At 55.5% G+C, this 22,832-nt stretch carries 20 protein-coding genes; 9 read left to right on the top strand and 11 right to left on the bottom strand.

Going from position 1 to position 22,832, the window contains the following annotated elements; all coding sequences use genetic code 11:
• Positions 1-31 precede the first annotated feature (31 nt).
• The 6 genes from tsaD to ABH899_RS19670 form a co-directional block, all read right to left on the bottom strand.
• Complete coding sequence (gene tsaD, locus ABH899_RS19695; protein ID WP_009675233.1) at positions 32-1,057, bottom strand: tRNA (adenosine(37)-N6)-threonylcarbamoyltransferase complex transferase subunit TsaD; 1,026 nt, start codon at positions 1,055-1,057, stop codon at positions 32-34.
• A gap of 52 nt (positions 1,058-1,109) precedes the next feature.
• On the bottom strand, positions 1,110-1,553 hold the full coding sequence (rimI, locus tag ABH899_RS19690) for a ribosomal protein S18-alanine N-acetyltransferase (RefSeq protein ID WP_231392150.1): 444 nt from the start codon (positions 1,551-1,553) through the stop codon (positions 1,110-1,112).
• Positions 1,554-1,623: 70 nt separating this feature from the next.
• Positions 1,624-2,631, bottom strand: a complete 1,008-nt coding sequence (tsaB, locus tag ABH899_RS19685) for a tRNA (adenosine(37)-N6)-threonylcarbamoyltransferase complex dimerization subunit type 1 TsaB (RefSeq protein ID WP_369999668.1) — start codon at positions 2,629-2,631, stop codon at positions 1,624-1,626.
• Entirely contained in the window at positions 2,628-3,101 is a 474-nt protein-coding gene (tsaE, locus tag ABH899_RS19680; protein WP_369999665.1) for a tRNA (adenosine(37)-N6)-threonylcarbamoyltransferase complex ATPase subunit type 1 TsaE, read from the bottom strand. The genes tsaB and tsaE overlap by 4 nt, the downstream gene beginning before the upstream one ends.
• A 15-nt stretch (positions 3,102-3,116) precedes the next feature.
• Entirely contained in the window at positions 3,117-4,148 is a 1,032-nt protein-coding gene (gene thiL, locus ABH899_RS19675) for a thiamine-phosphate kinase (RefSeq protein ID WP_218230794.1), read from the bottom strand.
• A 165-nt stretch (positions 4,149-4,313) separates the two neighbouring features.
• A complete protein-coding gene (locus tag ABH899_RS19670) occupies positions 4,314-4,508 on the bottom strand; it encodes a hypothetical protein (RefSeq protein WP_369999762.1) in 195 nt (64 codons plus the stop codon).
• A 191-nt stretch (positions 4,509-4,699) separates the two neighbouring features.
• On the opposite strand from ABH899_RS19670, the gene ku reads away from it, so the two are divergent.
• Positions 4,700-5,566, top strand: coding sequence for a non-homologous end joining protein Ku (ku, locus tag ABH899_RS19665; RefSeq protein ID WP_369999662.1), 867 nt, complete (start codon positions 4,700-4,702; stop codon positions 5,564-5,566).
• Positions 5,567-5,650: 84 nt separating this feature from the next.
• Here the strand turns inward: ku and ABH899_RS19660 are convergent, their stop codons facing one another.
• Positions 5,651-6,598 carry an ATP-dependent DNA ligase gene (locus ABH899_RS19660; RefSeq protein ID WP_369999659.1) on the bottom strand — a complete coding sequence of 316 codons (948 nt, stop codon included), beginning with the start codon at positions 6,596-6,598 and terminating at the stop codon, positions 5,651-5,653.
• 183 nt (positions 6,599-6,781) lie between these two features.
• On the opposite strand from ABH899_RS19660, the gene ligD reads away from it, so the two are divergent.
• Both ligD and ABH899_RS19650 read left to right on the top strand, forming a co-directional pair.
• Positions 6,782-7,675, top strand: coding sequence for a non-homologous end-joining DNA ligase (ligD, locus tag ABH899_RS19655; protein WP_326053280.1), 894 nt, complete (start codon positions 6,782-6,784; stop codon positions 7,673-7,675).
• A gap of 211 nt (positions 7,676-7,886) precedes the next feature.
• Positions 7,887-8,294 (top strand): hypothetical protein, encoded by a 408-nt coding sequence (locus tag ABH899_RS19650; protein WP_369999656.1) that lies wholly within the window; start codon positions 7,887-7,889, stop codon positions 8,292-8,294.
• A gap of 79 nt (positions 8,295-8,373) precedes the next feature.
• Here ABH899_RS19650 and cls read toward each other — a convergent pair whose 3' ends face one another.
• On the bottom strand, positions 8,374-9,804 hold the full coding sequence (gene cls / locus ABH899_RS19645) for a cardiolipin synthase (RefSeq protein WP_369999654.1): 1,431 nt from the start codon (positions 9,802-9,804) through the stop codon (positions 8,374-8,376).
• 203 nt (positions 9,805-10,007) lie between these two features.
• On the opposite strand from cls, the gene ABH899_RS19640 reads away from it, so the two are divergent.
• Positions 10,008-10,754 carry an HAD family hydrolase gene (locus tag ABH899_RS19640; protein WP_369999651.1) on the top strand — a complete coding sequence of 249 codons (747 nt, stop codon included), beginning with the start codon at positions 10,008-10,010 and terminating at the stop codon, positions 10,752-10,754.
• Positions 10,755-11,012: 258 nt separating this feature from the next.
• Here the strand turns inward: ABH899_RS19640 and ABH899_RS19635 are convergent, their stop codons facing one another.
• The 3 genes from ABH899_RS19635 to ABH899_RS19625 all read right to left on the bottom strand — a co-directional run bounded on the left by ABH899_RS19635 (position 11,013) and on the right by ABH899_RS19625 (position 18,142).
• Positions 11,013-12,497 carry a glutamate synthase subunit beta gene (locus ABH899_RS19635; RefSeq protein WP_009675221.1) on the bottom strand — a complete coding sequence of 495 codons (1,485 nt, stop codon included), beginning with the start codon at positions 12,495-12,497 and terminating at the stop codon, positions 11,013-11,015.
• Positions 12,498-12,540: 43 nt separating this feature from the next.
• Complete coding sequence (gltB, locus tag ABH899_RS19630) at positions 12,541-17,130, bottom strand: glutamate synthase large subunit (RefSeq protein WP_369999649.1); 4,590 nt, start codon at positions 17,128-17,130, stop codon at positions 12,541-12,543.
• 382 nt (positions 17,131-17,512) lie between these two features.
• Positions 17,513-18,142 (bottom strand): YdcF family protein, encoded by a 630-nt coding sequence (locus ABH899_RS19625; RefSeq protein ID WP_369999646.1) that lies wholly within the window; start codon positions 18,140-18,142, stop codon positions 17,513-17,515.
• 243 nt (positions 18,143-18,385) lie between these two features.
• Here ABH899_RS19625 and ABH899_RS19620 point away from each other — a divergent pair, with 243 nt between their 5' ends.
• The 5 genes from ABH899_RS19620 to ABH899_RS19600 all read left to right on the top strand — a co-directional run bounded on the left by ABH899_RS19620 (position 18,386) and on the right by ABH899_RS19600 (position 22,814).
• Positions 18,386-18,964 (top strand): thymidine kinase, encoded by a 579-nt coding sequence (locus ABH899_RS19620; RefSeq protein ID WP_369999643.1) that lies wholly within the window; start codon positions 18,386-18,388, stop codon positions 18,962-18,964.
• Between the two features lie 106 nt (positions 18,965-19,070).
• Complete coding sequence (locus ABH899_RS19615; protein ID WP_369999640.1) at positions 19,071-20,177, top strand: MGDG synthase family glycosyltransferase; 1,107 nt, start codon at positions 19,071-19,073, stop codon at positions 20,175-20,177.
• Between the two features lie 248 nt (positions 20,178-20,425).
• On the top strand, positions 20,426-21,409 hold the full coding sequence (locus ABH899_RS19610; protein ID WP_369999637.1) for a M23 family metallopeptidase: 984 nt from the start codon (positions 20,426-20,428) through the stop codon (positions 21,407-21,409).
• Position 21,410: 1 nt separating this feature from the next.
• Positions 21,411-21,851, top strand: a complete 441-nt coding sequence (locus ABH899_RS19605) for a bactofilin family protein (protein ID WP_369999634.1) — start codon at positions 21,411-21,413, stop codon at positions 21,849-21,851.
• 84 nt (positions 21,852-21,935) lie between these two features.
• Positions 21,936-22,814: a DUF2935 domain-containing protein gene (locus tag ABH899_RS19600; RefSeq protein ID WP_369999631.1), complete on the top strand. Its 879-nt coding sequence runs from the start codon at positions 21,936-21,938 to the stop codon at positions 22,812-22,814.
• Positions 22,815-22,832 lie beyond the last annotated feature (18 nt).

Raw genomic sequence — 22,832 nt, 5'->3', positions numbered from 1 at the left:
TCTATTTTATCTTTCGTTTTTCCAATTAAGCTCAGTATCCCCACTTCTCCAGGCTCAGCACCGGCTCCGCCTTAAACTCCGGCCCCGTGATATCCCCGCGGTTCCATTTAAGGAAAGCCGCGGCGCCGATCATGGCGGCATTGTCGGAGCAGAGATCCATCGGCGGCAGCAGCAGGGGCACGCCAAGCTCTGCGCAGCGCTTCGTCAGCTCTTCGCGCAGTCCGCGGTTAGCCGCCACTCCTCCCGCAAGCAGAAGCTGCTTGGCGCCGTATTCCCGGACGGCCCGTGCGGCTTTCTCCACCAGCACGTCCACCACGGAGGACTGGAAGCCTTTGGCGACATGGGCCGCCACCGGCTCCTCTCCGCGCATACGCGACTGGTTAAGGACGTTAAGGACCGCCGATTTCAAGCCGCTGAAGCTGAAATCGTAGGAGTCGTCCAACCAGGCACGGGGCATCGGAATTTCCCCGTCCGCTTCCTGGGCGAGGCGGTCAATATGAGGACCGCCCGGGTAAGGCAGTTTCAAGGCGCGCGCCACTTTGTCGTACGCCTCGCCGGCCGCGTCGTCACGCGTCTGCCCGATGATCTTGAAGCTTCCTTCGCTCTCCATATACACAAGTTCGGTGTGGCCGCCGGAGACGACAAGCGAAATCAGCGGATATTCCAGCTTGTGGACAAGCTGATTCGCATAAATGTGCCCGGCGATATGATGCACGCCGATCAGAGGCAGGCCGAGCGAGAAAGCCAGCGCTTTGGCCGCCACTACGCCGACAAGCAGCGAGCCGACCAGACCGGGCCCTTGGGTGACCGCAATAGCGGACATGTCTTTCATCGCAAGCCCCGCCTGATCGAGCGCTTCCTGCAAAATCCAAGTAATGCTCTCGACATGCTGGCGGGATGCGATTTCGGGCACGACGCCGCCGAAGCGCCGATGGGTTTCGATCTGGCTGGAAACCACGTTGGACCGGATAACGGTCCCGTTCTCTATCACGGCTGCGGACGTCTCGTCGCAGCTTGTTTCAATGGCCAGAATGTACACAGGCTTTGTAGTGTTCATGACGTTTTTTTCATTCCCTTTTATCAAATGCGAACAGGACGCTGCCGCCGCTTTAGGCGGGTTGATTCGTGTCGGGCAAATCCGCCCACATAATGATCGCGTCTTCGTTATTATCGGTGTAATAGCCTTTGCGGACGCCGACGTACCGGAAGCCCATTTTGTCGTAGAGGCGCTGAGCCACGTAATTCGACGCGCGGACCTCCAGGGTCATGCGGACCGCCCCCAGCGATCTTGCCTTGGATTGCAGCTGGTGGACGAGCGAAACGCCCAGCTTGCGGCCGCGGAACCGGCCGGATATCGCGATGTTGGTTACATGGGCCTCATCCATAATGAGCCACATGCCCCCGTACCCCGCAATGACCCCGTCTACCATCATTACCGTGTAATGGGCAAAATGATTGCTCGTCAGCTCGTTGTGAAAAGCTCCCGCCGACCAGGGTGTCGTAAAGGCTTCCTGTTCGATTTCGCAAATGTGGGGGATGTCGTCCAGCCTCATCACACGGAAAATCGGGGTTGAAACAGGCTGCTCCCATCTTCGTTCGTCCAAAGAGCCCCTCCCCTTTCCGTCAGGATTTGGCCTTAGCCATCAGATTCACTTCAGCTTCCGTAAGCTGCGTATAGTTCGGAACGAACGTATACTTGTCGATCGTTTCCCCGCGCTTTAACCGGGGCAAGCCAAGCAGACCCACTTCGGACGCCGTCAAGTCGTACGGAAGAACGCGCACAGGGATGCTCAGCTCTGCCGCGGCCTGACCGATCGTTTCTTCGAAAAAAGAAGTCTCGCCGACGAAAACGATCTCCTGGGGTTTTGCAAATCCGGAAGGCACGACAAAAGTTCCGGCGTCGCCCGCGGATTGTCCACCGATCGTCCCGGCGGTTTCCGCTCCCGCCACAGCGTCCCCAATGTGCCGCGTAAAATCGGCCACAAGGCGGATGCCGTCCGGCTGAAGCCGGACCCATCTGCTGCCGGTGTTATCCGACGACGACGCACCGGCGATGTCTTCCGCGCCCAAAAGCTCAACGGCCGGTTCATTCCCGGCCGATGCATAAAGCGCGGTAAATGCCTGCCCCCGCCGGGCATTCATCAGGGGCACGAACCAGCGCACGGCACCGTCCGTACCGCCCCCGCCCTCATCGGCGAGCAAAGCCGTCCGCGCACCCAGCGCCAGCGCCTCCAGACTGGAGACGGCCGCAGCCGGAATGCCGAGCGACCAGGCGAAAGTTTTCGCAACGGTTACCGCAATCCGTACACCGGTATAGGAACCCGGCCCCTGGCCCGCCACGACCGCGGTCAGATCGTTCGGCCGGATGCCGCGGGAAGCAAGCAGCTCCTGCAAATGAGGCATGAGGTGAATGGAATGATTGCGCTCCACGATCGTGTGCTTTTCGGCGACTACGCGGCCGCCCTGAAGCAGGGCAACGGCCAGCGAAGCCGTGGACGTATCCAGCGCAAGCACATACCCGTTTCCGTCGAATCCGGGCCGGCTGCTTTCACAACCTTCACTATCCCCGGCAAGCGGAGAGTCCTTCATCTTTTCCCGCTCCTGCGTACTATTTCCGTTCCCGCTGCTCATACCAACCATCCGTTCTCTTTCAAATTTGCGCACCAGCTCTCGTAAGGCTGTCCGGACGGATTCAAGCGGAACACCCGCTCGTCTCCCCCGCTGTGCTCGATATAAATTTCAAGCCGGTTCGGCGGCAAAAGCTCCTCCACCAGACTGGCCCATTCAATCAAAGTCAGACCTTCCCCGTAAAAATATTCGTCCAGCCCCAAATCCTCGGCTTCTTCCAAAGAAATCCGGTAAACATCCATATGATAGAGAGGGAACTCTCGTCCCTCGTATTCTTTAATCAGCGTAAAAGTCGGAGAGTTGACAACGCCCTGCACCCCGATCGATTTAGCCACCGCCTGCGAAAAACGCGTTTTGCCCGCGCCAAGATCGCCGTCCAGCGCGATTACGGCGCCGGGACCCGCAAGTATTGCAAGCTGGGCTGCCAATGCTTCCGTGTCCCGTTCGTCTGCGGCTTTATATTGGTAAGCCATCTCCGTCGCTTCCTCTCATTTCGCAGCAAAGTGATTGTAGCCCCGCTTCGGCAGCGGCTGCACGGTCCCGTCCGGGCGCTGCAGCCGCACCCCTTCATCCGCGGCCGTCACACGTCCGATGACGTGCAAGGGCAGCCCCTCGCCCGCGAACGCCTCGCGCAGGGCTGCCAGATCCGCTTCTGCGGCCGTGCCCAGAAGCTGGTAGTCCTCGCCGCCGTACAGCACCCACTCCAGCGGGTCGGCGGCCAGCTTCTCCGCGCAGGCGCGAAGCCCTTCCGCCAGCGGCAGCTTCTCCTCCGCGATGAGGAGCCCGACTCCCGAAGCCTCGGCGATTTCGCCGGCTTCGCTCGCGAGCCCGTCGCTGATGTCGTTCAGCGCCCGGCACAAGCCCGTGCGCTGAAGCAGCTCCCCGGCCGCAGCCTGCGGCAGAGGCCGGGTGTGGGCGCGGACGAGCTCCGCGGCCTCTGCGGGCAGCTCGCCCCAAAGCGCCGCGTCCGTGCCGCGGTGCAGGAGATAGCTCAGCCCCGCGGCCGAGCCGCCGAGCGGCCCCGTCACGAAGACGGCGTCGCCCGGCTTCGCGCCGCTGCGCAGCAGAGCCCGGCCTGCGGGGACTTCGCCCAGAATCGTGACGGTCAGCACGATTCCGCCGCGCGTGGACGTCGTGTCGCCGCCGATGACGGCCACACCGAACAAGTCCGCGCACTCATACAATCCGGCGTAAATGCGCCGGATCTGTTCCGTGTCGGCATCCTTCGGCAAAGATAGCGCGACAAGCGCATAACGCGCCTTCGCGCCCATCGCGGCCATGTCGCTGATATTCGAAGCCATCGCCTTGAATCCGATGTCCTCGTCCCGCATCGTCACAGGCAGGAAATGAATCCCTTCGGTCATCGTGTCGCAAGAGGCGACAAGCTGCATGCCGGGAGACAAAGCGGTAACGGCCGCATCGTCTCCGATGCCGACTACCACTCCTTGCGAACGCATTCCGTCCGCCTGTTGTCTGTCCCCCGTCAGCAGGCGGATCAGGCCGAATTCGTCATGCTGCATAAATGCCGCTCCTCCGGTTTGGTTTGCCTCCTATTATAGCCCTCTATCCTCCCTCTAGCAACCGGGATATGCGTGCCCCCGCAAGGCGCGGGCGCTCTTCCGGCTCCTTTCCCGCCCAGCAAAAAAAAGCGCCTGCATGTGCTTTCCTCCATGCAGGCGCCGTCCTCACGCTTCCTCATCCCTTACGGATTCGGGATATCCCATCGTATCCGTGGTGGATTCCTCGATCAGACCGTTATGAACCGTAACCTGGCCGCCGCCGAGCCCTTCATTGATCATCCGGTCGATGTCCATGTAATAGTCGTCCCGGCCCTGATGGTTGCCGTCTTTGGCTTCTTTTTGCCGCTTGTCGTCTCCCATTTCATTCACCTCCACTCTCCGGAGTAAACCTGGCTCCGGTTAGCGTGACACAAATCGCCCTAAAGCATTCATATCCGGCGAATTTTTTGGACATACTGATGCTAAAAAGAAGTTTGGTCACTGAGCGGCCGGTCCCATGCGGATCAATAAAATAAGCCCGTTACGCGGGCGCCCTTAGGAGGTTTCCCCTTATGCATACGGTCTGGAAAGGCGCTATCAGCTTCGGTCTGGTGCACGTTCCCGTCAAAATGTTCTCGGCTACGGAAGAGAAAGACATCTCCATGCGTTACATTCATAAACGCTGCACCACTCCGCTTTCTTACGTAAGAAAATGCACCACCTGCGACACGGAAGTGGAGTGGGGAGAAATTACGAAGGGCTACGAATACGAACCCGGCCGCTTCGTTCTTTTTGAGAAAGAAGAACTGGAGAAAATCTCCGGTGAAGCGACTAAAGAGATTAAAATCTTGGATTTCGTCAACTTGACCGACATCGATCCCATTTATTTTCAGAAGACGTACTACCTCTCCCCCGGAGATACGGGTGCCAACGCCTATAACCTGCTGCTGGAATCCATCAAGCAGACCGGCAAAATCGGGATCGCCACCATTTCCATCCGTTCCAAAAGCAGTCTGGCCGCCGTCCGGGTTATCGATAACTGCATCGCTCTGGAAACGATTTTCTACCCGGACGAGATTCGCGCGATCAATCAGGTTCCCAACCTTTCGGAAGCCTCGAACGTGAATGACAAAGAGCTTACGATGGCCAAAATGCTGATCGAACAGTTGTCCACGCCGTTCGAGCCGGAGAAATACCAGGACGATTACCGGACAGCGCTGATGGAAGCGATCCAGCAGAAAGTGGCCGGCGAAGAGGTCCAGGTCGCTCCGGAGCAGAAGCGCACCAACGTGATCGATCTGATGTCCGCGCTGCAAGCGAGCCTCGAAGCCGTCAAGCCCGTCGCGGCGGACAAGTCGGATGCCAAGGCCAAAGCGAAGCCCAAAACCGCGGCCAAGCCGCGCAAGCCGAAGGAAAAGGCAAAGGAAACAGTATCCTGAGGAAGCCTTCCTCAAGAGAACGACAGCAGAAACGAGCCGCCGGCATCGGAGGCTCGTTTTTTTCGGGCTGTTTTCAGACTGTCTTCACTTTTCCCGCAGGAACGTACATTCCTCAGGCGCAACAGATAGAAAAGCCTGGATACTCGGCTGCCTCAGGGTCAGATACCGGGTCCATTCCATGAACCGGATCTTAACGGTAAGCCGCGGCTGCAGCCAGGCGGCCTCCCTGCTCCGTTCCGGTTCGTTGATAAACGGCCTCTCCGGTACGATAAGAGGTTTCGTTAAAGCCGTCAGGTCCATCCAATCCTGGCGGCTCAGCTTGCCTGTCCCTGCGTGTCCGATGTACACAAACTGCCCCTCTTCGTTGTACAAACCGAGCAGAATCGCATTCACAATTCCCGAGCGATAAGTCACGCCCCCGATTACTGCATTCACGTCCAGGTAGTTTTTATGCTTGCGCCAGCGGTGATCTTTGCCTTTGAGCGCGTAAGTGCTTCCCAAATCCTTGTACACGACTCCTTCCAGACCGTGCGCCTGGGCAATGCCGAACAGTTCTTCCGTCTGCGTGAAGCTTTGGACGATTTGGACCCGGTCATCCGGGATGATCAGTTCTTCAAGAAGCGCCTGCCTTTCCGAAAGCGGTTTGTCGACGACCCATTCGTCGTTACAATACAAAATGTCAAACAGCATGTAGACGACCGGAACTTTCTGCACCGAGCCCGCCAGGGATTTGCCGCTTCGCAGGCCGTCCCTTTTCATGACTTGATGAAAGGAAGGCTTCCCGTTTTCCAACGCGATGATTTCCCCGTCCAGGATGACATTCCTCGCTTGGCAATAATCCGTGACGGCCTGATATTCCGGGTACTGGAGCGTTCTTTCGTTGAGCTTCCGGTTAAACAGCTGCACGCCCGTTCCGTCATAGTAGGTTAGCATGCGGACTCCGTCCCATTTGAACTGGGCAATCCATTCCCCGCCCGAAGGCGCCTGATCCGTGGAAACCGGCTCGAATGGAACAACCGGTGGTAGATTCATGTAAGGTGCCTCGCTTCCGGTACTTTTTATGTTCCATTATTGCCAAAAGCTCCACGCGGAATCCCGCATAGGGCCTTGTTCTTTGACCTCCTCCGGAAAGACGCCGCTGCCGCAAAGAATAGCCCGCCTCTTTTTCGCCCACAATGGGGATAAATGCTTGTACGTCCGGAAGGAGTGCACAGGATGCCCGCAGGGTACAAAAAAACGCAAGGCACGATCATGGTCGAAGGGCAGGAACTGACCATTACCAACCCCGAGAAGCCTCTCTGGCCGGAGGCGGGAATTACGAAACTTGATTTCCTTCAAAAGCTGATTGAGCTGTCCCCCTATTTGCTGCGCTACTGCCGGGACCGGCATTTGACGACGATCCGTTTTCCTCACGGCATTCACGACAAATCGTTTTACCAGAAAAATACCCCCGAGCCCGTTCCGGATTTCGTGAATCTCGCTCCGCTGGACGGCATCCGGTATGTCAATCTGGATTCGCTTCCGACGCTGATCTGGCTCGGCAACCTGGCCTGCCTGGAATTTCATCCCTCGTTCCACCGCATCGGGGAGACACTGCCGGCCGAGTGGCTTATTGATATCGACCCCAGCCTGGAAGTCGAACCGCGGATTATGGAAGCGGCTCACCTGATCGGAGAGGTGCTCGATTCCCTTCATATCCAGTCCGTGCCCAAAACGTCCGGAGCGACCGGCGTACAAATTTACGTACCCATCCAGCACGGGTACACCTTCGAGCAGCTTCGCAAAATCGGCTATTTTATCGGCTCCTTCGTCGTTAAAAAATACCCGAAGCTGTTTACGATTGAGCGCCTGAAAAAGAACCGTGGCGATCTCATTTACTTCGACTACCTGCAGCACTGGTACGGCAAAACGCTTTCCGCTCCCTACACGCCGAGGGCCAAAATCCACGGGACCGTCTCCACCCCGCTGCTTTGGGAGGAAGTCGAGCGTCGCTGCGATCCGAGGGACTTTACGCTGCACGTCATCGTGGAACGGATCAAAAAGATGGGCGATCTGATCGAGAAAGTGCCTCCTCAGAACCTCGATGCTGTTTTGTCTCATCTGGAGTAGCATGGCGGGCCGTTTGGCCCCCAGTAAGAAGTAAGATCTTTCACTTTCCAGTGGGAGATCTTTTTAACATGAATTCTGTAAAATTCTAAAATTTCTTTTCCAATGACTGCATATATGGGGTAAAATAATAACATACATTAAATGACAATTATGGATCTCAAATAGTATGGTTTACCGATTTATAAAATTTTATCTGGAGGCGATGGCTGCCATGAACTTTAAAGAGGTATGGAGGGGCAGAACGTTCATGCTGCTCGGTTTGCTGTTTCTGCTGTTCATTTTGTTTAAAATGGTTCCGCTGCTGGATGCCGGTCAGCCTACCTTCTGGCCCACCCTAATCTTCGTTGTATGCATTCTAATGAACATGTCATGCGACATTTTTTTATCTCCATTCCTTAAAAAACCGGATGAACGGATGAAGGCGATCCGGTCTAAAGCTTATTTCTATTCCTATTTTGCCACTCTGATTTATATGGCGGCGGCTGCGGTTCTTGTTCTCATGGAAATGACGCCAATTCCCCTTCCCCTGATTTTCTTGGATCTGATCGCTTTTGCGTGTCTGACTCCCAACCTCCTCCTGATTCTGTTTTTCAAACGGTCCCCAAAGCTCTCATCGTGATGCTTCCGGATCTATGCACCAGAAAGCCCCGCTTCACTTTTTCAAGCGAAACAGGGCTTTTTTACATTTGCCTTGCCTCTTAAAACAAAGGCGACAGCAATCTTCCCAGCACTTCTTTGCCGCGCTGGAAGCGGGAGCGTTTTTCGAACTCCGACAGGATGATCCGCTTGCTGTTTTTCAGATCCTCCAGGAAATCATGCTCCAGCCGCTCGATCGATTCTTTGTCGTACAGGATGGCGTTCAGCTCGAAGTTGCTGTAGAAGCTGCGCATGTCCATATTGGCCGTCCCCACGGTAGCGAACAAATCGTCGATGATGGTGACCTTCGCATGCACGAATCCGGGCTGGTACTGATAGAACCTCACCCCCGTCTGCATGAGTTCATGAATATAGGACAGCGAAGCGTAGTGGACGATCCAGGAATCGGGAATTTGCGGAAAAATGATTTTCACATCGACGCCGCTTATGGCTGCCGTTTTGAGCCCCATGATCAGACTCGCGTCGGGGATAAAGTACGGGGTCGTAATATAGATCCGCTTCTTTGCCGTCGTAATGCCCCCGAAATAGGATTCTAAAATGGAGTCCCAATGGGCGTCGGGTCCGCTCGCCACGATTTGGACGGGTTTGTGGCCCTCACACGTGTGCTCGGGAAAAAAGTTCGTGTCCACCAGCTTCTGCCGGCATACGAATTCCCAATCGGACAGGAACGTACTCTGCAAATAGTACACGGAATCCCCTACCAGCTTCAGGTGGGTATCCCTCCAAAACCCGAGGACCGGATGCTTCCCGAGGTATTCGTCTCCTATGTTGATGCCGCCTACGAAACCGACCGTCCCGTCGACCACAATAATTTTGCGGTGATTGCGGTAGTTCATCCGCTTATCGAAAAAAGCGATAAAGGCCGGAAGGAAACAGTAGGTATCTATTCCGGCTTCGATCAATTCGCGTATGTAAGAAGAGGCAAGCTTGTAACTGCCGATTCCGTCATAAATGACGCGGACTTTAACGCCTTCGCGCGCTTTCCGGATAAGCAGTTCCTGAAACCTTTTACCGGTGTCGTCGTGCCGAACGATATAAAACTCAAAATGAATATGGTGCTTCGCATTCTCCATCGCCTCGAACATAGCCTCGTAAGCCGCCTCGGCGTTGGTCAGCACTTCCACCTCGTTGTTACGGGTGATCGGCGAGCTGGGAATGTTGCTCAGCAGCCCGAACAGACGCGGTTCTTTGACAATGCTGGGGACGGGATAATCCCGGCCTTTTTTCGTGTTCTCCAGCTCCCGTCGCATTTCCCGCTGCATTTCACCGAGCACCCGCCGGTTTTTACGCTTCACGTGACGCCGCTGCGAGTATTCTTTGGCCAGAAAATAGTACATAATAAATCCGATGACCGGCAGGATAAACAATATCATAAGCCAGGCGACCGTCTTGGTCGGGTTTCGGAATTCCACCACAACGATCGTGACGATTTGAAAAATAAATAGCAGCAGCGCAATGACAAGCCACAGCATCGGCCGGTTCTCCCCCTTCTCTACTCCATGGCCGGCCCTTGCCGGCCGGGATTGCCGTATCTTTAGGTTTTACGTACTTTTAATCCACTATTCGGATCCTATAAACATAAGCCGATCACGTTGTCTTGTAAAGCTGGGTTATCTAGACCGGACATGGTATAATAATCGTTAAACCTATCTACAGAGACCAGGAGAGAAAGCACATGAGACAAACCATTTTGTTCGATCTGGATGACACCCTCATTCACTGCAACAAATATTTTAATGTCGTGATTCAGCAGTTCGTGGATACGATGCTGACCTGGTTCGCGGGTCACCGTCTTACGGATGAAGACATTAAACACAAACAGCTTGAAATAGATTTGGCGGGTGTGGAAATCCACGGTTTCAAAGCGGAGCGTTTTCCGCAGTCGTTTATCGAAACGTATCATTTTTATTCCGATTTTTATGACAGAGCTCCTCGGAAAGAAGAGGAAAAGTGGCTTTATCAGCTCGGCAACAGCGTCTACGAACATTCGATTGAACCGTATCCGATGATGGACACGACTCTTCAGTCCCTGACGGACCAGGGGCATGAGCTGTACCTGTACACGGGCGGCGACGCAACGATCCAGATGCGTAAAATCCAGGAAGCCGGGCTTCACCGCTACTTCGGCGAACGGATTTTCGTCGCGCTGCACAAAACCCGCGAATTTATGGAAACTCTTATCCATACCCAGCAGTTCGAGCGCGCCCGCACCTGGATGATCGGCAATTCCGTACGGACCGACGTCCTCCCGGCCATCGAGGCGGGAATCAATGCGATCCACATTCCGGCTCAGCTGGAGTGGAAATACAACATCGTCGATATTACCGCTACACCGAAAGGCGCCTTCTTCACGCTGCCTTCCCTGACGGAAGTTCCGCAGGTTATATCCGACTATAGCGGCAAACAAGCCGTTAGCCTGTAAAAAGCAAACGCCCGCAAAGCAGCCTGACCAGGCTGTCTTGCAGGCGTTTTTGCCGCTTAGGGGATGTGGGACTTTTGGGTTAACCACCGTCATATGACGCCGAACACCTCGCGCTTTGGGAGCTTCGCGCGAGACGGAAGGAACTGTCCGTCAGGTAAGGCAACGGAAACGGGTGTTGTCGGTTCCCGAACCGTTTCACGCCTATTCGCCTTTCTTGCACGCAAAAAAGGAGCCCTTCGGCTCCTTTTTTATTTTACCTTACGGAAGGTTCGAACTGCCCATCAGGAAACGGTCCACTTCACGTGCCGCTTCCCGTCCTTCGTTAATAGCCCAGACGACCAAGCTCTGTCCGCGGCGTACGTCACCGGCGGCGAAGATGCCTTCCACGTTCGTCTTGTACTTGCCGTACTGCGCTTTCGCATTCGAACGCACGTCTCTTTCAATGCCAAGCTGGTCAAGCAGGTTCTGCTCGGGACCCGCGAAGCCCATAGCCAGGAAGACCAGCTGAGCCGGATAAACCTTCTCGCTGCCTTCCACTTCCTCAGGCACAAGACGGCCTTGGTCGTCGCTTCTCCAGCGGACTTTGACGGTTTTGAGCCCCGTCAGGTTGCCGTTCTCGTCGCCGACAAAGTTTTCGCTCAGCGTCAGGTACTCACGCGGATCTTTGCCGTGCACGGCTTTCGCTTCCTCGTGACCATACTCCAGCTTGTAAACCTTCGGCCATTCCGGCCAAGGGTTGCTCACCGCACGGGTTTCCGGCGGCTTCTCGCGGTATTGGAACTGCACGACGCTTTTCGCTTTGTGGCGCACAGCGGTCGCCACGCAGTCGGTACCGGTATCGCCGCCGCCGATGACGATGACGTCTTTGCCTTCGGCGTTGATATACTCGCCGTCGGCCAGGTTGGAATCGAGCAGGCTCTTGGTATTCTTGTGCAAGAACTCCATCGCCGGGTAGATCCCTTTAAGCTCGCGCCCTTTAATGTCCAGTTCACGCGGACGTGTGGCGCCGATAGCCAGAATGACGGCATCGAACTCGTCCTTCAACTGATCGACCGGCACATTTTTGCCGATTTCCGCATTTGTAACGAAGTTAACACCTTCCGCCGCCAGCAGATCAACCCGACGCTGCACGAGATGCTTCTCGAGCTTCATGTTCGGAATGCCGTAGGTCAGCAGTCCGCCGATCCGGTCGTCACGCTCGTAAACGGTCACGGTGTGACCCGCTTTGTTGAGCTGTGCCGCCGCCGCGAGTCCGGTCGGACCGGAGCCGATGACGGCGACTTTCTTGCCCGTACGCGTTTTCGGCGGTTCCGGTACGATCCAGCCTTCTTCGAAACCGCGGTCAACGATCGTTTTTTCGATGTCCTTGATTGTAACCGGAGAATCGATCAGCCCCACCGTACAAGAGCCTTCGCATGGAGCGGGACAGACCCGGCCGGTGAATTCCGGGAAGTTGTTCGTCTTGTGAAGCCGGTCAAGGGCTTCGCGCCATTGACCGCGGTAGACGAGGTCATTCCATTCCGGAATGAGATTGTTTACCGGACAACCAGTCGTTGATCCGGCAATAATTTTGCCTGTATGACAATACGGAATGCCGCAGTCCATACAGCGTGCTCCCTGAACCTGCAGTTTCTCTTCGGAATTTTTATTATAAAATTCCTTCCAGTCCTGAATCCGCTGCAGAGGGGCGCGCTCGGTGGGCAGCTCGCGTTGAAACTCAATAAATCCGGTAGGTTTTCCCATTGCGCTTCCTCCATCGTATAGAATCTGTCCTGCTCGTTATGAATTAGTTGCCGCCGACACGGGCCAGATCGCGCGTGTTTTCTTCGAACGCCTTCATAACGGCATCCTGCTGGCTCAGTCCGGATCTCTTCATCCGCTCGATTGCATCGAACATCCGTTTATAATCCTTCGGAATGACTTTCACGAATTTCCAGATATATTCATCCCAACGGCCCAGCACGCGGTGTGCGATCGAGCTGTCGGTAAAGGTTGCATGATGCTGAATCATCAGCTTCAGTTCGTTGATTTCATAGCTTTCTTCCACCTGCTCCAGCGACACCATCTCGGTGTTGCAGCGGCTGGCCATCGTACCGTCCTCGTCGAGGACGTAAGCTACGCCGCCGGACATGCCCGCCGCGAAGTTGCGGCCGGTCTTGCCGAGGATGACGACGCGTCCGCCCGTCATGTACTCGCAGCCGTGGTCGCCCACGCCTTCGACAACGACGCGCACGCCGGAGTTGCGGACAGCGAAGCGTTCGCCCGCGATACCGCGGATATACGCTTCCCCGTCGGTAGCTCCGTAGAAGCCCACGTTGCCGATGACGATGTTGTCTTCCGGCACGAACGTCGATTCGCTCGGCGGGAAGATGACGACTTTACCGCCGGACAATCCCTTGCCGACGTAATCGTTGGCGTCGCCTTCCAGCGACAGCGTCACGCCCTTAGGCACGAATGCGCCGAAGCTTTGACCGGCGGAGCCGGTGAAATGCAGGCGGATCGTGTCGTGCGGGAGCCCTTTCGCGCCGTAACGGCGGGTCACTTCGCTGCCGAGAATCGTGCCGACAACCCGGTTCGTGTTGTTAATCGGCAGTTCGATGCGGACGTGATCCTGGTACTCCAGCGCAGGTTTGCAGAGCGGAAGAATTTCGCGCATGTCGAGCGATTTCTCCAGTCCGTGATCCTGCTGCATCTGGTTGTAGCGGCCGACCTCTTCCGGCATCTCCGGCTGGTGAAGCAGCGGGCTCAGGTCGAGACCTTCGAGCTTCCAGTGCCCCGCTTCTTCTTCCTGGGCCAGGAATTCGGTGCGGCCGATCATCTCTTCCAGCGTGCGGAAGCCGAGCTCAGCCATCGTTTCGCGAACATCTTGAGCGATGAAGTGCATGAAGTTCACGACATGCTCCGGCTCGCCCATGAAATGCTTGCGAAGTTCCGGATTCTGCGTCGCCACTCCGACCGGACATGTGTCAAGGTGACACACCCGCATCATGATGCAGCCCAGCGAGATGAGCGGAGCCGTGGAGAAGCCGTATTCCTCGGCTCCCAGCAGCGCTGCGACGATCACGTCGCGGCCGGTCATCATTTTGCCGTCGGATTCCAGCACGACGCGGCTTCTCAGGTTGTTCAGGATGAGCGTCTGGTGAGCTTCGGCCAGGCCCAGCTCCCAAGGAAGTCCCGCGTGGCGGATACTCGTCTGCGGCGAAGCGCCCGTACCGCCGTCGTAGCCGCTGATCAGGATAACGTCCGCCTTGCCCTTGGCCACGCCGGCCGCGATCGTGCCGACACCGACTTCGGAGACGAGCTTCACGCTGATGCGGGCCTGAGGGTTCGCATTCTTGAGATCGTGGATCAGTTCCGCCAGATCCTCGATGGAATAGATGTCATGGTGCGGAGGCGGGGAGATCAGGCCGACGCCGGCCGTCGTACCGCGCACTTCCGCTACCCAAGGATATACTTTCTTGCCCGGCAGCTGCCCGCCTTCTCCCGGCTTGGCGCCTTGGGCCATCTTGATCTGAATCTCGTCGGCATTGACGAGGTAATTGCTCGTTACGCCGAACCGGCCGGAAGCTACCTGCTTGATGGAGCTTCTGCGCAGATCGCCGTTCTCATCCGGCGTGAAGCGGTTCGGATGCTCCCCGCCCTCGCCGGTGTTGCTGCGGCCGCCGATACGGTTCATGGCGATGGCAAGCGCTTCGTGCGCTTCCTTGCTGATGGAACCGAAAGACATGGCCCCGGTCTTGAACCGCTTGAAGATCGCTTCGATCGGCTCGACTTCCGACACCGGAACCGGCGAGCGGTCCGATTTCAGCTTCAGCAGGCCGCGCAGCGAAGCCGCTTTCTTGGACTCACGATTGATGAGCTCGGCGAATTTTTTGTACATGGAATAGTCATTGTTCCGCACCGCGGTCTGCAGCGAGTGGATCGTCTCCGGCGTGAACACGTGATCCTCGCCGTCCTGACGCCATTGCAGTTCGCCGCCGGCATCCAGAACGCGGTCGCGTCCGTCGCGCGGAGAATAAGCCCGCTGATGGCGCTGCAGCGTCTCTTGTGCCACTCCGTCGAGGCCGATGCCTTCGACAGGCGTGTAGGTCCAGGTGAAGTAACGGTCCACGAATTCCTGGCTGAGGCCGACCGCTTCGAAAATCTGCGCGCCCCGGTAACTCTGGATGGTCGAAATCCCCATTTTCGCCAGGACTTTGACAACCCCTTTGGTTGATGCCTTGATATAGTTATAGGAAGCTTTCTCTTCCGTGATATCTCTAATTTGACCGTTGCCGATCATATCTTTAAGCGTCTCGAAAGCGAGATACGGGTTGATCGCGCCCGCTCCATAGCCAAGCAGCAGAGCAAAATGATGCACTTCGCGCGGTTCCCCGGACTCGACGATCAGGCTCGCTTTGGTTCTTGTTCCCTGACGGATCAAATGATGATGCAGTCCGGCAACGGCCAGCAGGGCCGGAATAGCCGCCTGTTCCCCGTCCATGCCTCTATCGGAGAGGATCAGGAAAGTAGCTCCGTCTGTAATCGCTTCATCGGCAGCCGTATAGAGCTCCTCCATCGCCTGCTCAAGCCCTTGGCTTCCCGACGATGCCTGGAAGAGAGTCTTGAGCGTGACGGATTTAAAGCCTTCACGCTTGATGTGGCGCAGCTTCGCCAGTTCCTCGTTGGAGATAACCGGAGTCGGAATACGGACCTGACGACAGCTTTCCGCTTCCGGACGGATCAGGTTGCGCTCCGGTCCGATCGTCGTTTCCTGCGCCGTGACGATCTCCTCGAAGTTGGAGTCGATCGGCGGGTTCGTTACTTGAGCGAACAACTGCTTGAAGTAGCTGTAAAGAAGCTGCGGGCGTTCCGACAGAACAGCCAAAGGCGCGTCATAGCCCATGGAACCGATCGGATCGACGCCGGTTTTGGCCATTGGCTCCAGGAATTTGCGGAGATACTCGAATGTGTAGCCGAATGCCTGCTGGCGCTGAACGAGCAGATCGTGATCCGGCTGCGGCTCGGAAGCGGCTTCCGGCAGTTCCCCGATGGAAACGAGATGTTTCTTGAGCCATTCCTGGTAAGGCTGCTCGTTAATGATCTGTCCTTTGATCTCTTCATCGGTCAGAATACGTCCCGTCACCGTATCGACGACAAGCATGCGTCCCGGCTGCAGACGTTCTTTGCGAGCAATGCGCTCCGGTTCGATGCTGAGCACGCCGACTTCGGACGACAGGACGATAAGATCGTCATGCGTAACATAATAACGGGCCGGGCGAAGACCGTTGCGGTCAAGCAGGGCGCCGATAATGCGGCCGTCCGTGAACGAAATCGCGGCAGGACCGTCCCAAGGCTCCATCAGGGTGCTGTGGTATTCGTAAAAGGCGCGTTTGGCCGGATCCATCGTTTCGTGCTTGGACCACGGCTCCGGAACCATCATCATGGCCGCGTGCGGCAAAGAACGTCCGGAAAGCGTAAGGAATTCGAGCGTGTTATCTAGAATTTGAGAATCCGATCCGTCGTTATCGACAATCGGGAGCAGACTTTGGAAATTTTCACCGAATAAATCCGTTTGGATCATAGCTTGACGGGCGTGCATCCAGTTAACGTTGCCCCGCAGGGTATTGATTTCACCGTTGTGGATGACGTAGCGGTAAGGGTGGGCGCGTTCCCAGCTTGGAAAAGTGTTGGTACTGAAACGGGAGTGAACGAGGGCCATAGCTGTCTCGAAGGACGGGTCTTGCAATTCCGTGTAATAAGCGTCTACCTGCTCGGGAGTGAGCATGCCTTTGTATACGATGGTACGGCTGGATAAGCTGGGGAAGTAAAGCGGCGCGTTATCCAGGGCGCGGGTTTCATTCTCGATCCGCTTGCGGATGACATACAGTTTGCGTTCGAAGTTCAGTTCGTCTTGAATATCTCCGCTGCGGGCGATAAACAACTGACGCACGAAAGGCTCGGAAGCTTTGGCCGATTCGCCGAGGGTGGCATTGTCGGTAGGCACCGTTCTCCAGCCCAGGAACTGCTGGCCTTCTTCCTTGATAATCCGCTCCGCGATGCGCTCGCACTGCTGTCTGGCTTCCAGCTCCTGCGGGAGGAAAGCCATGCCGACGCCGTAAGTGCCGGCTTCCGGCAGAGATATGTTTTCTTCGGCGCAAACCTTGCTGAGAAATCCGTGCGGAATCTGCAGCAGGATACCGGCGCCGTCACCCGTATTGGCTTCGCTGCCCTGGCCGCCCCGGTGGTCCAGATTGCAAAGCACATTCAACGCCTGCCCGACGATTTCATGGGAAGGCCTGCCTTTCATATTCGCAACAAAACCAATGCCGCAGGCATCATGCTCGAACCGCGGATCGTACAAACCTTGTTTGGAAGGGGAAGCGTTTCTGTTCATGATTGTGCAACCTTTCCTCTTGTTTATTTGGGTAGAGCAACGTTTCATGCCTGCATTAAAGGGGTGAAGTCCGGAAATACGCGCGTAACTTGCCAAATTCGCCTGTATTTGCCCAAAAACCGAATCTTTTAGCGATTCGCCTCGATATTTTTCTATTATATTAACATTAGACTTTCTAGAGTGCAATTTAAAAAAAGGTTATGGGTTGAAAAAAAATTTTAATGGGAAACCCTGGACAGGGCTTGAAACTCAGAGATTCCGGGGAAAAATATCGTTTTTTTCGAATCTACAAATCTACCATTTAATGTTAGTTTACAATATTTTCAAATCCGAAAGTTAACATGGACTTACCCTTCAAATGTTTGTGTTTGGACAAGGAGATTTATCCGATTCCGATCGTCTTTAGAAGGCGTTCGCCCATAAAATATGTAAGTCCGGCGCATTCGCGCAGCGTATAATAGTAGATCGCCACGGGTTTGATCCGGACCGGCTCAGCCGTTACGTTCATGTTTAGGCTCCTTGCCATAAGCAGGGAACGGTACGTATGAAAGCCGTGCGTTACGATAATCGCCGTCTCCCACTTCTCCCTCTCCATGATCTTACGGCTGTTGTCCAGATTCTCTATCGTGGATGTAGACTCATCCTCCAGAAAGACCGCCGACTCCGGGATGCCTTTGCCGACGAGGTAGCTCCGCATCACACTGGCTTCCGTCGGTTCGCTTGTCTTCGTTCCGCCCGTTGCGATGATATTCTTGGCCAGCCCGCTCCGGTAGGCCTCGACCGCGATATCCAGCCGCTCTTTCATTGCGTTGCTGGGCTTTCCGTTCCAGACGGCCGCGCCCAGAATAATGATCGTATCGCTCTCGGTTCCGCGGGAATTCTCTCCCACATAATAAATCCATCCGCTCATTCCTACTATATATAATAGAATAGCTCCCATGCAGGACAAAAATCCGTACAACCATTGTTTCCACCGTTTGTTCTTCCGTCTGCCTTCCCGTACGGCCTTCATTCCGCCTTCCTGCCTCTCTCCTCCGGTACCGTTCCACCGAACGGAAGCCCGTCCCGAGCGGCCCCGTCTTTATTCTTCTATCATAACTTGCCGTGAGGAAGTTAGCTACACAAAAAGGCAGGTTTTTCCACTTTCCTCCAGCGCTCGGATGCCGCTTCCATCCATGCCCTTTTTTCTGACACATAAAACATGCTATGATAGCATATACCTGATGGTTTATTGGTAACAGAGAGGACGACACCTGTGGCTAAATTATATTTCCGATACGGAACCATGAACAGCGGCAAATCCATTGAAGTGCTCCGCACTGTTCACAACTACGAAGAACAGGGTAAGAAAGTATTACTCTTCACCCCCTCGGTGGATGACCGAAGCGGAGTCGGTATCGTTGCCTCCCGCATCGGCATGCAGAAGAGCGCCATCGTCATTCAAGACGGGGTCAATATGAAAGAACTGGCGGCCAAAGAGCGGCCGAACTGCATCTTGATCGACGAAGCTCAATTTCTTCATGCCGGACAGATCGAGCAGCTTGCCGAAATCGCGGACGACCTTAATATACCGGTTATCGCCTACGGGCTGCGGGCGGATTTTATGGGACAGCTTTTCGAAGGCAGCGCCAGCTTGTTCGCCATCGCCGATAAAATCGAGGAAATCAAAACCGTGTGCTGGTATTGCGATAAAAAAGCTACGATGAACATGCGCTGTAAGGACGGCGTTCCTATTTTTCACGGGGAGCAGATCCAGATCGGCGGCAACGAGAGCTACATTCCCGTCTGCCGGAAATGCTACACAGATAAGAAAAGAGAGGCGGAACAGCACTGACCGCCGAACACAGAATGCCCGATCCGGCGCCAGACCTCCATCCAGAATTCAGAGCCTGCACGCGCGCTTCCCGGCTATTTTGTCGATTAAGGAAAGGTGAGGTTTCTTGAGAAAAAAACGAATTCTGCTCCTTTCGGAGGGATTCGGATCCGGACATACCCAGGCGGCTCACGCATTAGCGTCCGCTCTGCGCAGGACGAATCCCGGGCTGATCATCCGCGTGCTGGAACTCGGTGCGTTTCTTCATCCGACGATAGCACCTTGGATCTTTACAGCTTATCGCAAAACAGTCGTTTCCCAGCCGAAGCTGTACGGGAAGCTTTACCGCTCCCAATCGAAAAAGCCGCTGAACGGTTTTTTGCAGCATGCCCTGCACCGGATTTTCTACCGCAAGGCGGAAGCCGTGATCGAACAGCTGCGGCCGGACATTATTATCTGTACCCATCCTTTTCCGAACCTGATCGTGTCGCGCCTGAAAAAACAGCTTGGGCTTAATATCCCGCTCTGCACGCTGTTGACGGACTATGATGCACACGGGTCGTGGATCAACGATGAAGTGGACAGGTATTTCGTCTCGGCCCCCGACGTCAAACGCAGACTTGTGGCGAAAGGCGTCTCTTCCCGCAGAATCAAAGTGACGGGCCTGCCCGTTCACCCAAGCATCAGCGAACAGTATTCGGTCGATGAGATTTACCTGGAGTTCGGACTCCGGGATATGCCGACCGTGATGCTGATGGGCGGCGGCTGGGGGCTGCTCGACGAGAAGCTGCTGAAGCGCATCGTGCAGTGGCGCGACCGCGTCCAGCTGCTCTTCTGCCTCGGCACGAACGAGAAGGCGCGCCAGCAGCTTCAGTCGAGCGAGCTGTACCGGCATCCGAACATTCATCTGTTCGGGTACACCCGGGAGATCGGCAAGCTCATGGAGGTGTCCGACCTCCTGATCACCAAGCCGGGCGGCATGACCTGCACGGAAGCCATGATCAAAGGCGTGCCGATGCTCTTCTATAATCCGATTCCGGGCCAGGAGGAAGAGAACTGCCAATACTTCACGGAGCACGGTTACGGGGAGGAATTGACTTCTTTGAGTGAGCTGGACGGCTATTTTACCCGCTTTATGGAAAATAGACGCGATAAAAATAAAAACACCCGTAAAGGCAGCAGCCGGCGCCTGTCCAGCCTGTTCGCCAAAAGTGTCATGCAGATGCTGCGCTGACGTACTTCTGTCTTGGAATTCACACTATACTCACATCATATGGAAGAGCTATGACCACTCCTTCAAAAAGGAGAAGTCAGGCTCTTTTTTCGTTTATCTTCCTTTTTTTCAGGTTCTGTTTCTAGCGTAAGAACAGGCATTTCCGTCTCTTCGCCCGTTATTTGTCCGAATTTATGCGGCATGTACGCCAAAAGTCCTGAATACAATTCGTTAGGGGTTCGGTTTCGCGCGAAAGGAAGGTTCATCGCATGAAGACCAAAGAGGACAAGAAAGAACTGACGCTTATGTTCATTCCCGGCGCCGACAAGCGGGTCGTCCGTTTCAGGATCCCCCGCATCAGCCTGTATGCCGTTCCATCCGCCGCCGCCCTTGTCATCCTCGGCTTCTCCCTGACCATCTACGTCCAGAACACCAGCCACCGGAGCACAACGGAGCAGCTTACCGAAACGTTTACCGGTCAGGAAAAGCAGCTTACCGAACAGTTGATGCTGAAAGATACGGAGCTTGAAAAGCTGCAGATCGAACTGATCGATTTATCGAAGCAGGCCGAGCAGTTCAAAAGCAAGCTGGAGGAAATCCGCAAGTTGGAGAATAAGATAAGTCCGGGTACTGCGGCTTCTTCCGGAAAAGGCACCGCTCCCCCGCCTTCGCTCGCCCCCGATGTCGGCGGCACGGAAGCGCCGGCCGGTACCCGCGAAATGAATGAACTGGCGGCGCAAACGCGGTCCAGCCTCTCCGGAATGATCGGCGATATCGACGGTCTGCTTGTCCAGTTGACGGAGAGCGAGCGAAAGCTGCAGGAAGCACGCCGGCTGAAACGAATCACCCCCACCATCTGGCCGTCGGATTCCCGCACGGTCACCTCGGGTTTCGGGGTTAGGCAGGATCCTTTCACCGGGAAGCCTAATGTGCACACCGGCCTCGACATCGACGGCGAGCTGAACGATCCCGTCTATGCCGCCGCCGACGGCACGGTCACTGCGGCCGGTTACGATTCCCAGCACGGGAATCATATCCGCATCGACCATACGAGAGGCATCGAAACCGAATACCTCCATCTGAACAAAATGGAGGTACAGGCAGGCAGCACCGTCCGCAAGGGCCAAATTATCGGACGCGTCGGAACGACCGGACGAAGCACGGGAACTCATCTGCATTACGAAGTCCACAAAAACGGCACGAAAATCAACCCCTCTCCTTACCTTATTTCCGATCGAAAGGATGATAACTGACATGGTATTCGATAAAAAACGGAATACGGACAACAAAACGACCGACACGATCATCGGAGAAAGCACGGTCTGCGAAGGAAAGATTCTTTCGGAAGCCAGTCTTCGTATCGAAGGACAGGTGCTGGGAGACATCGAATGCGCAGGCGATATCGTCATCGGGGAAAATGCGGTCGTTCATTCATCCATCCAGGCGAGAGATGTCACGATCGCGGGCAAAGTGAACGGGAATGTAACGACCAAAGGCAAGCTGACCGTGATGAGCACCGGAGAACTGATCGGAAACATTCAGGTCCGGGCTTTCATCATGCAGGAAGGCGGCGTTTTCCAGGGAACGAGCACAATGACGGCTTCCGGGCAGGACGACAAAGCGCCGAGCCCGATCTCCAGCGCCCCTTCGGCCAAGAACCGCAAAGATGAGCAGTCCCTCGCCAGCGCCAACTAATAGAAGAACTTCATCTCAAGCGCACCGTCGCGTGCGGACCCTGCGATTACCGATCAGGCATACCAAAGAACGGGAGGTTTTACGGTGGCCCCAACACCCAAGCTCAGCATATGGACGGAGCACCGTTTCTGGCTAGGCATTCTTTATGATCATGCGACCTTCGTATGGCAGGCCCTCGCACCGAGCGAGCAGCCCCTTATTCAGACGGCAAACGGATTCCGTCAGGCTTTCGCCGCCCTCGTCAAGCAAGTCGAGCTGACTCCGCAGGATCTGCCGGTATCTTCACCGGTGATGATCAAACTGGCCCAGGATATCCTTCCGGCCGCAAGCGGCTACTATCAGTTCGAAGGACATATCCAAAGCCTGCGGATAAGCAACAAAATCGTACTGGAGCTGACCCCCTCCTACTTTAACGGAACGTTAATCGAGAACGAGGAATATCTCCGGTTACTGTCGTTCTGGACCCGGGGCGTCGAGGCGGAAGAATTGACGCTGTACGGACTGCTGGATATGTGGCTGGAGGATCAGCTAGGCCATGCCGTTCTGCTCTGGGACCACCTGGACCCCGTAGAAATCGAATTGTCGGAGCAAGCCCGCCGATATTCCAATACCTTTCAGGCATATATGGTCAAAAATCGCGCCATGGGCGGCTATCTCCGCTTCACCCCTCCGGGTTTCCCGGCCCAGCGCCGATTTGCGGCGGATGTGGCGGTAGCCATTATCAATTTCTATGACTTTGTCGTGAAAGTCATCGACATGTATGTCGATGAAGAACTTCTCAGCCGCCTGACGCTGCGGTTCCTGGACCACCATCTGCCGGAAAGCTGCTATTTCCTTAATAAACTGGCCGTCTATGAACCTAATCTGAAGATTCCGGGCAACTGCTTTCTCTACAAGCCGTTAGCTCCCAACGAAAATATCCCGTATCCGGAGCTTACGCCTCCACAGCCCCGGGAGGATTAATCCGCGCTTCCCCGGGGT

This window comes from Paenibacillus sp. RC84 (genome assembly GCF_041260495.1).
Lineage (GTDB): Bacteria > Bacillota > Bacilli > Paenibacillales > NBRC-103111 > Paenibacillus_F.
This window is presented reverse-complemented; position numbering and strand designations above follow the sequence as displayed.

Excerpts from the sequence above, each read along its gene's own strand:
- tsaD (WP_009675233.1), bottom strand. The coding sequence starts at position 1,057 with ATGAACACTACAAAGCCTGTGTACATTCTGGCCATTGAAACAAGCTGC.
- rimI (WP_231392150.1), bottom strand. The coding sequence starts at position 1,553 with ATGAGGCTGGACGACATCCCCCACATTTGCGAAATCGAACAGGAAGCC.
- tsaB (WP_369999668.1), bottom strand. The coding sequence starts at position 2,631 with ATGAGCAGCGGGAACGGAAATAGTACGCAGGAGCGGGAAAAGATGAAG.
- tsaE (WP_369999665.1), bottom strand. The coding sequence starts at position 3,101 with ATGGCTTACCAATATAAAGCCGCAGACGAACGGGACACGGAAGCATTG.
- thiL (WP_218230794.1), bottom strand. The coding sequence starts at position 4,148 with ATGCAGCATGACGAATTCGGCCTGATCCGCCTGCTGACGGGGGACAGA.
- ABH899_RS19670 (WP_369999762.1), bottom strand. The coding sequence starts at position 4,508 with ATGGGAGACGACAAGCGGCAAAAAGAAGCCAAAGACGGCAACCATCAG.
- ku (WP_369999662.1), top strand. The coding sequence starts at position 4,700 with ATGCATACGGTCTGGAAAGGCGCTATCAGCTTCGGTCTGGTGCACGTT.
- ABH899_RS19660 (WP_369999659.1), bottom strand. The coding sequence starts at position 6,598 with ATGAATCTACCACCGGTTGTTCCATTCGAGCCGGTTTCCACGGATCAG.
- ligD (WP_326053280.1), top strand. The coding sequence starts at position 6,782 with ATGCCCGCAGGGTACAAAAAAACGCAAGGCACGATCATGGTCGAAGGG.
- ABH899_RS19650 (WP_369999656.1), top strand. The coding sequence starts at position 7,887 with ATGAACTTTAAAGAGGTATGGAGGGGCAGAACGTTCATGCTGCTCGGT.
- cls (WP_369999654.1), bottom strand. The coding sequence starts at position 9,804 with ATGCTGTGGCTTGTCATTGCGCTGCTGCTATTTATTTTTCAAATCGTC.
- ABH899_RS19640 (WP_369999651.1), top strand. The coding sequence starts at position 10,008 with ATGAGACAAACCATTTTGTTCGATCTGGATGACACCCTCATTCACTGC.
- ABH899_RS19635 (WP_009675221.1), bottom strand. The coding sequence starts at position 12,497 with ATGGGAAAACCTACCGGATTTATTGAGTTTCAACGCGAGCTGCCCACC.
- gltB (WP_369999649.1), bottom strand. The coding sequence starts at position 17,130 with ATGAACAGAAACGCTTCCCCTTCCAAACAAGGTTTGTACGATCCGCGG.
- ABH899_RS19625 (WP_369999646.1), bottom strand. The coding sequence starts at position 18,142 with ATGAAGGCCGTACGGGAAGGCAGACGGAAGAACAAACGGTGGAAACAA.
- ABH899_RS19610 (WP_369999637.1), top strand. The coding sequence starts at position 20,426 with ATGAAGACCAAAGAGGACAAGAAAGAACTGACGCTTATGTTCATTCCC.
- ABH899_RS19605 (WP_369999634.1), top strand. The coding sequence starts at position 21,411 with ATGGTATTCGATAAAAAACGGAATACGGACAACAAAACGACCGACACG.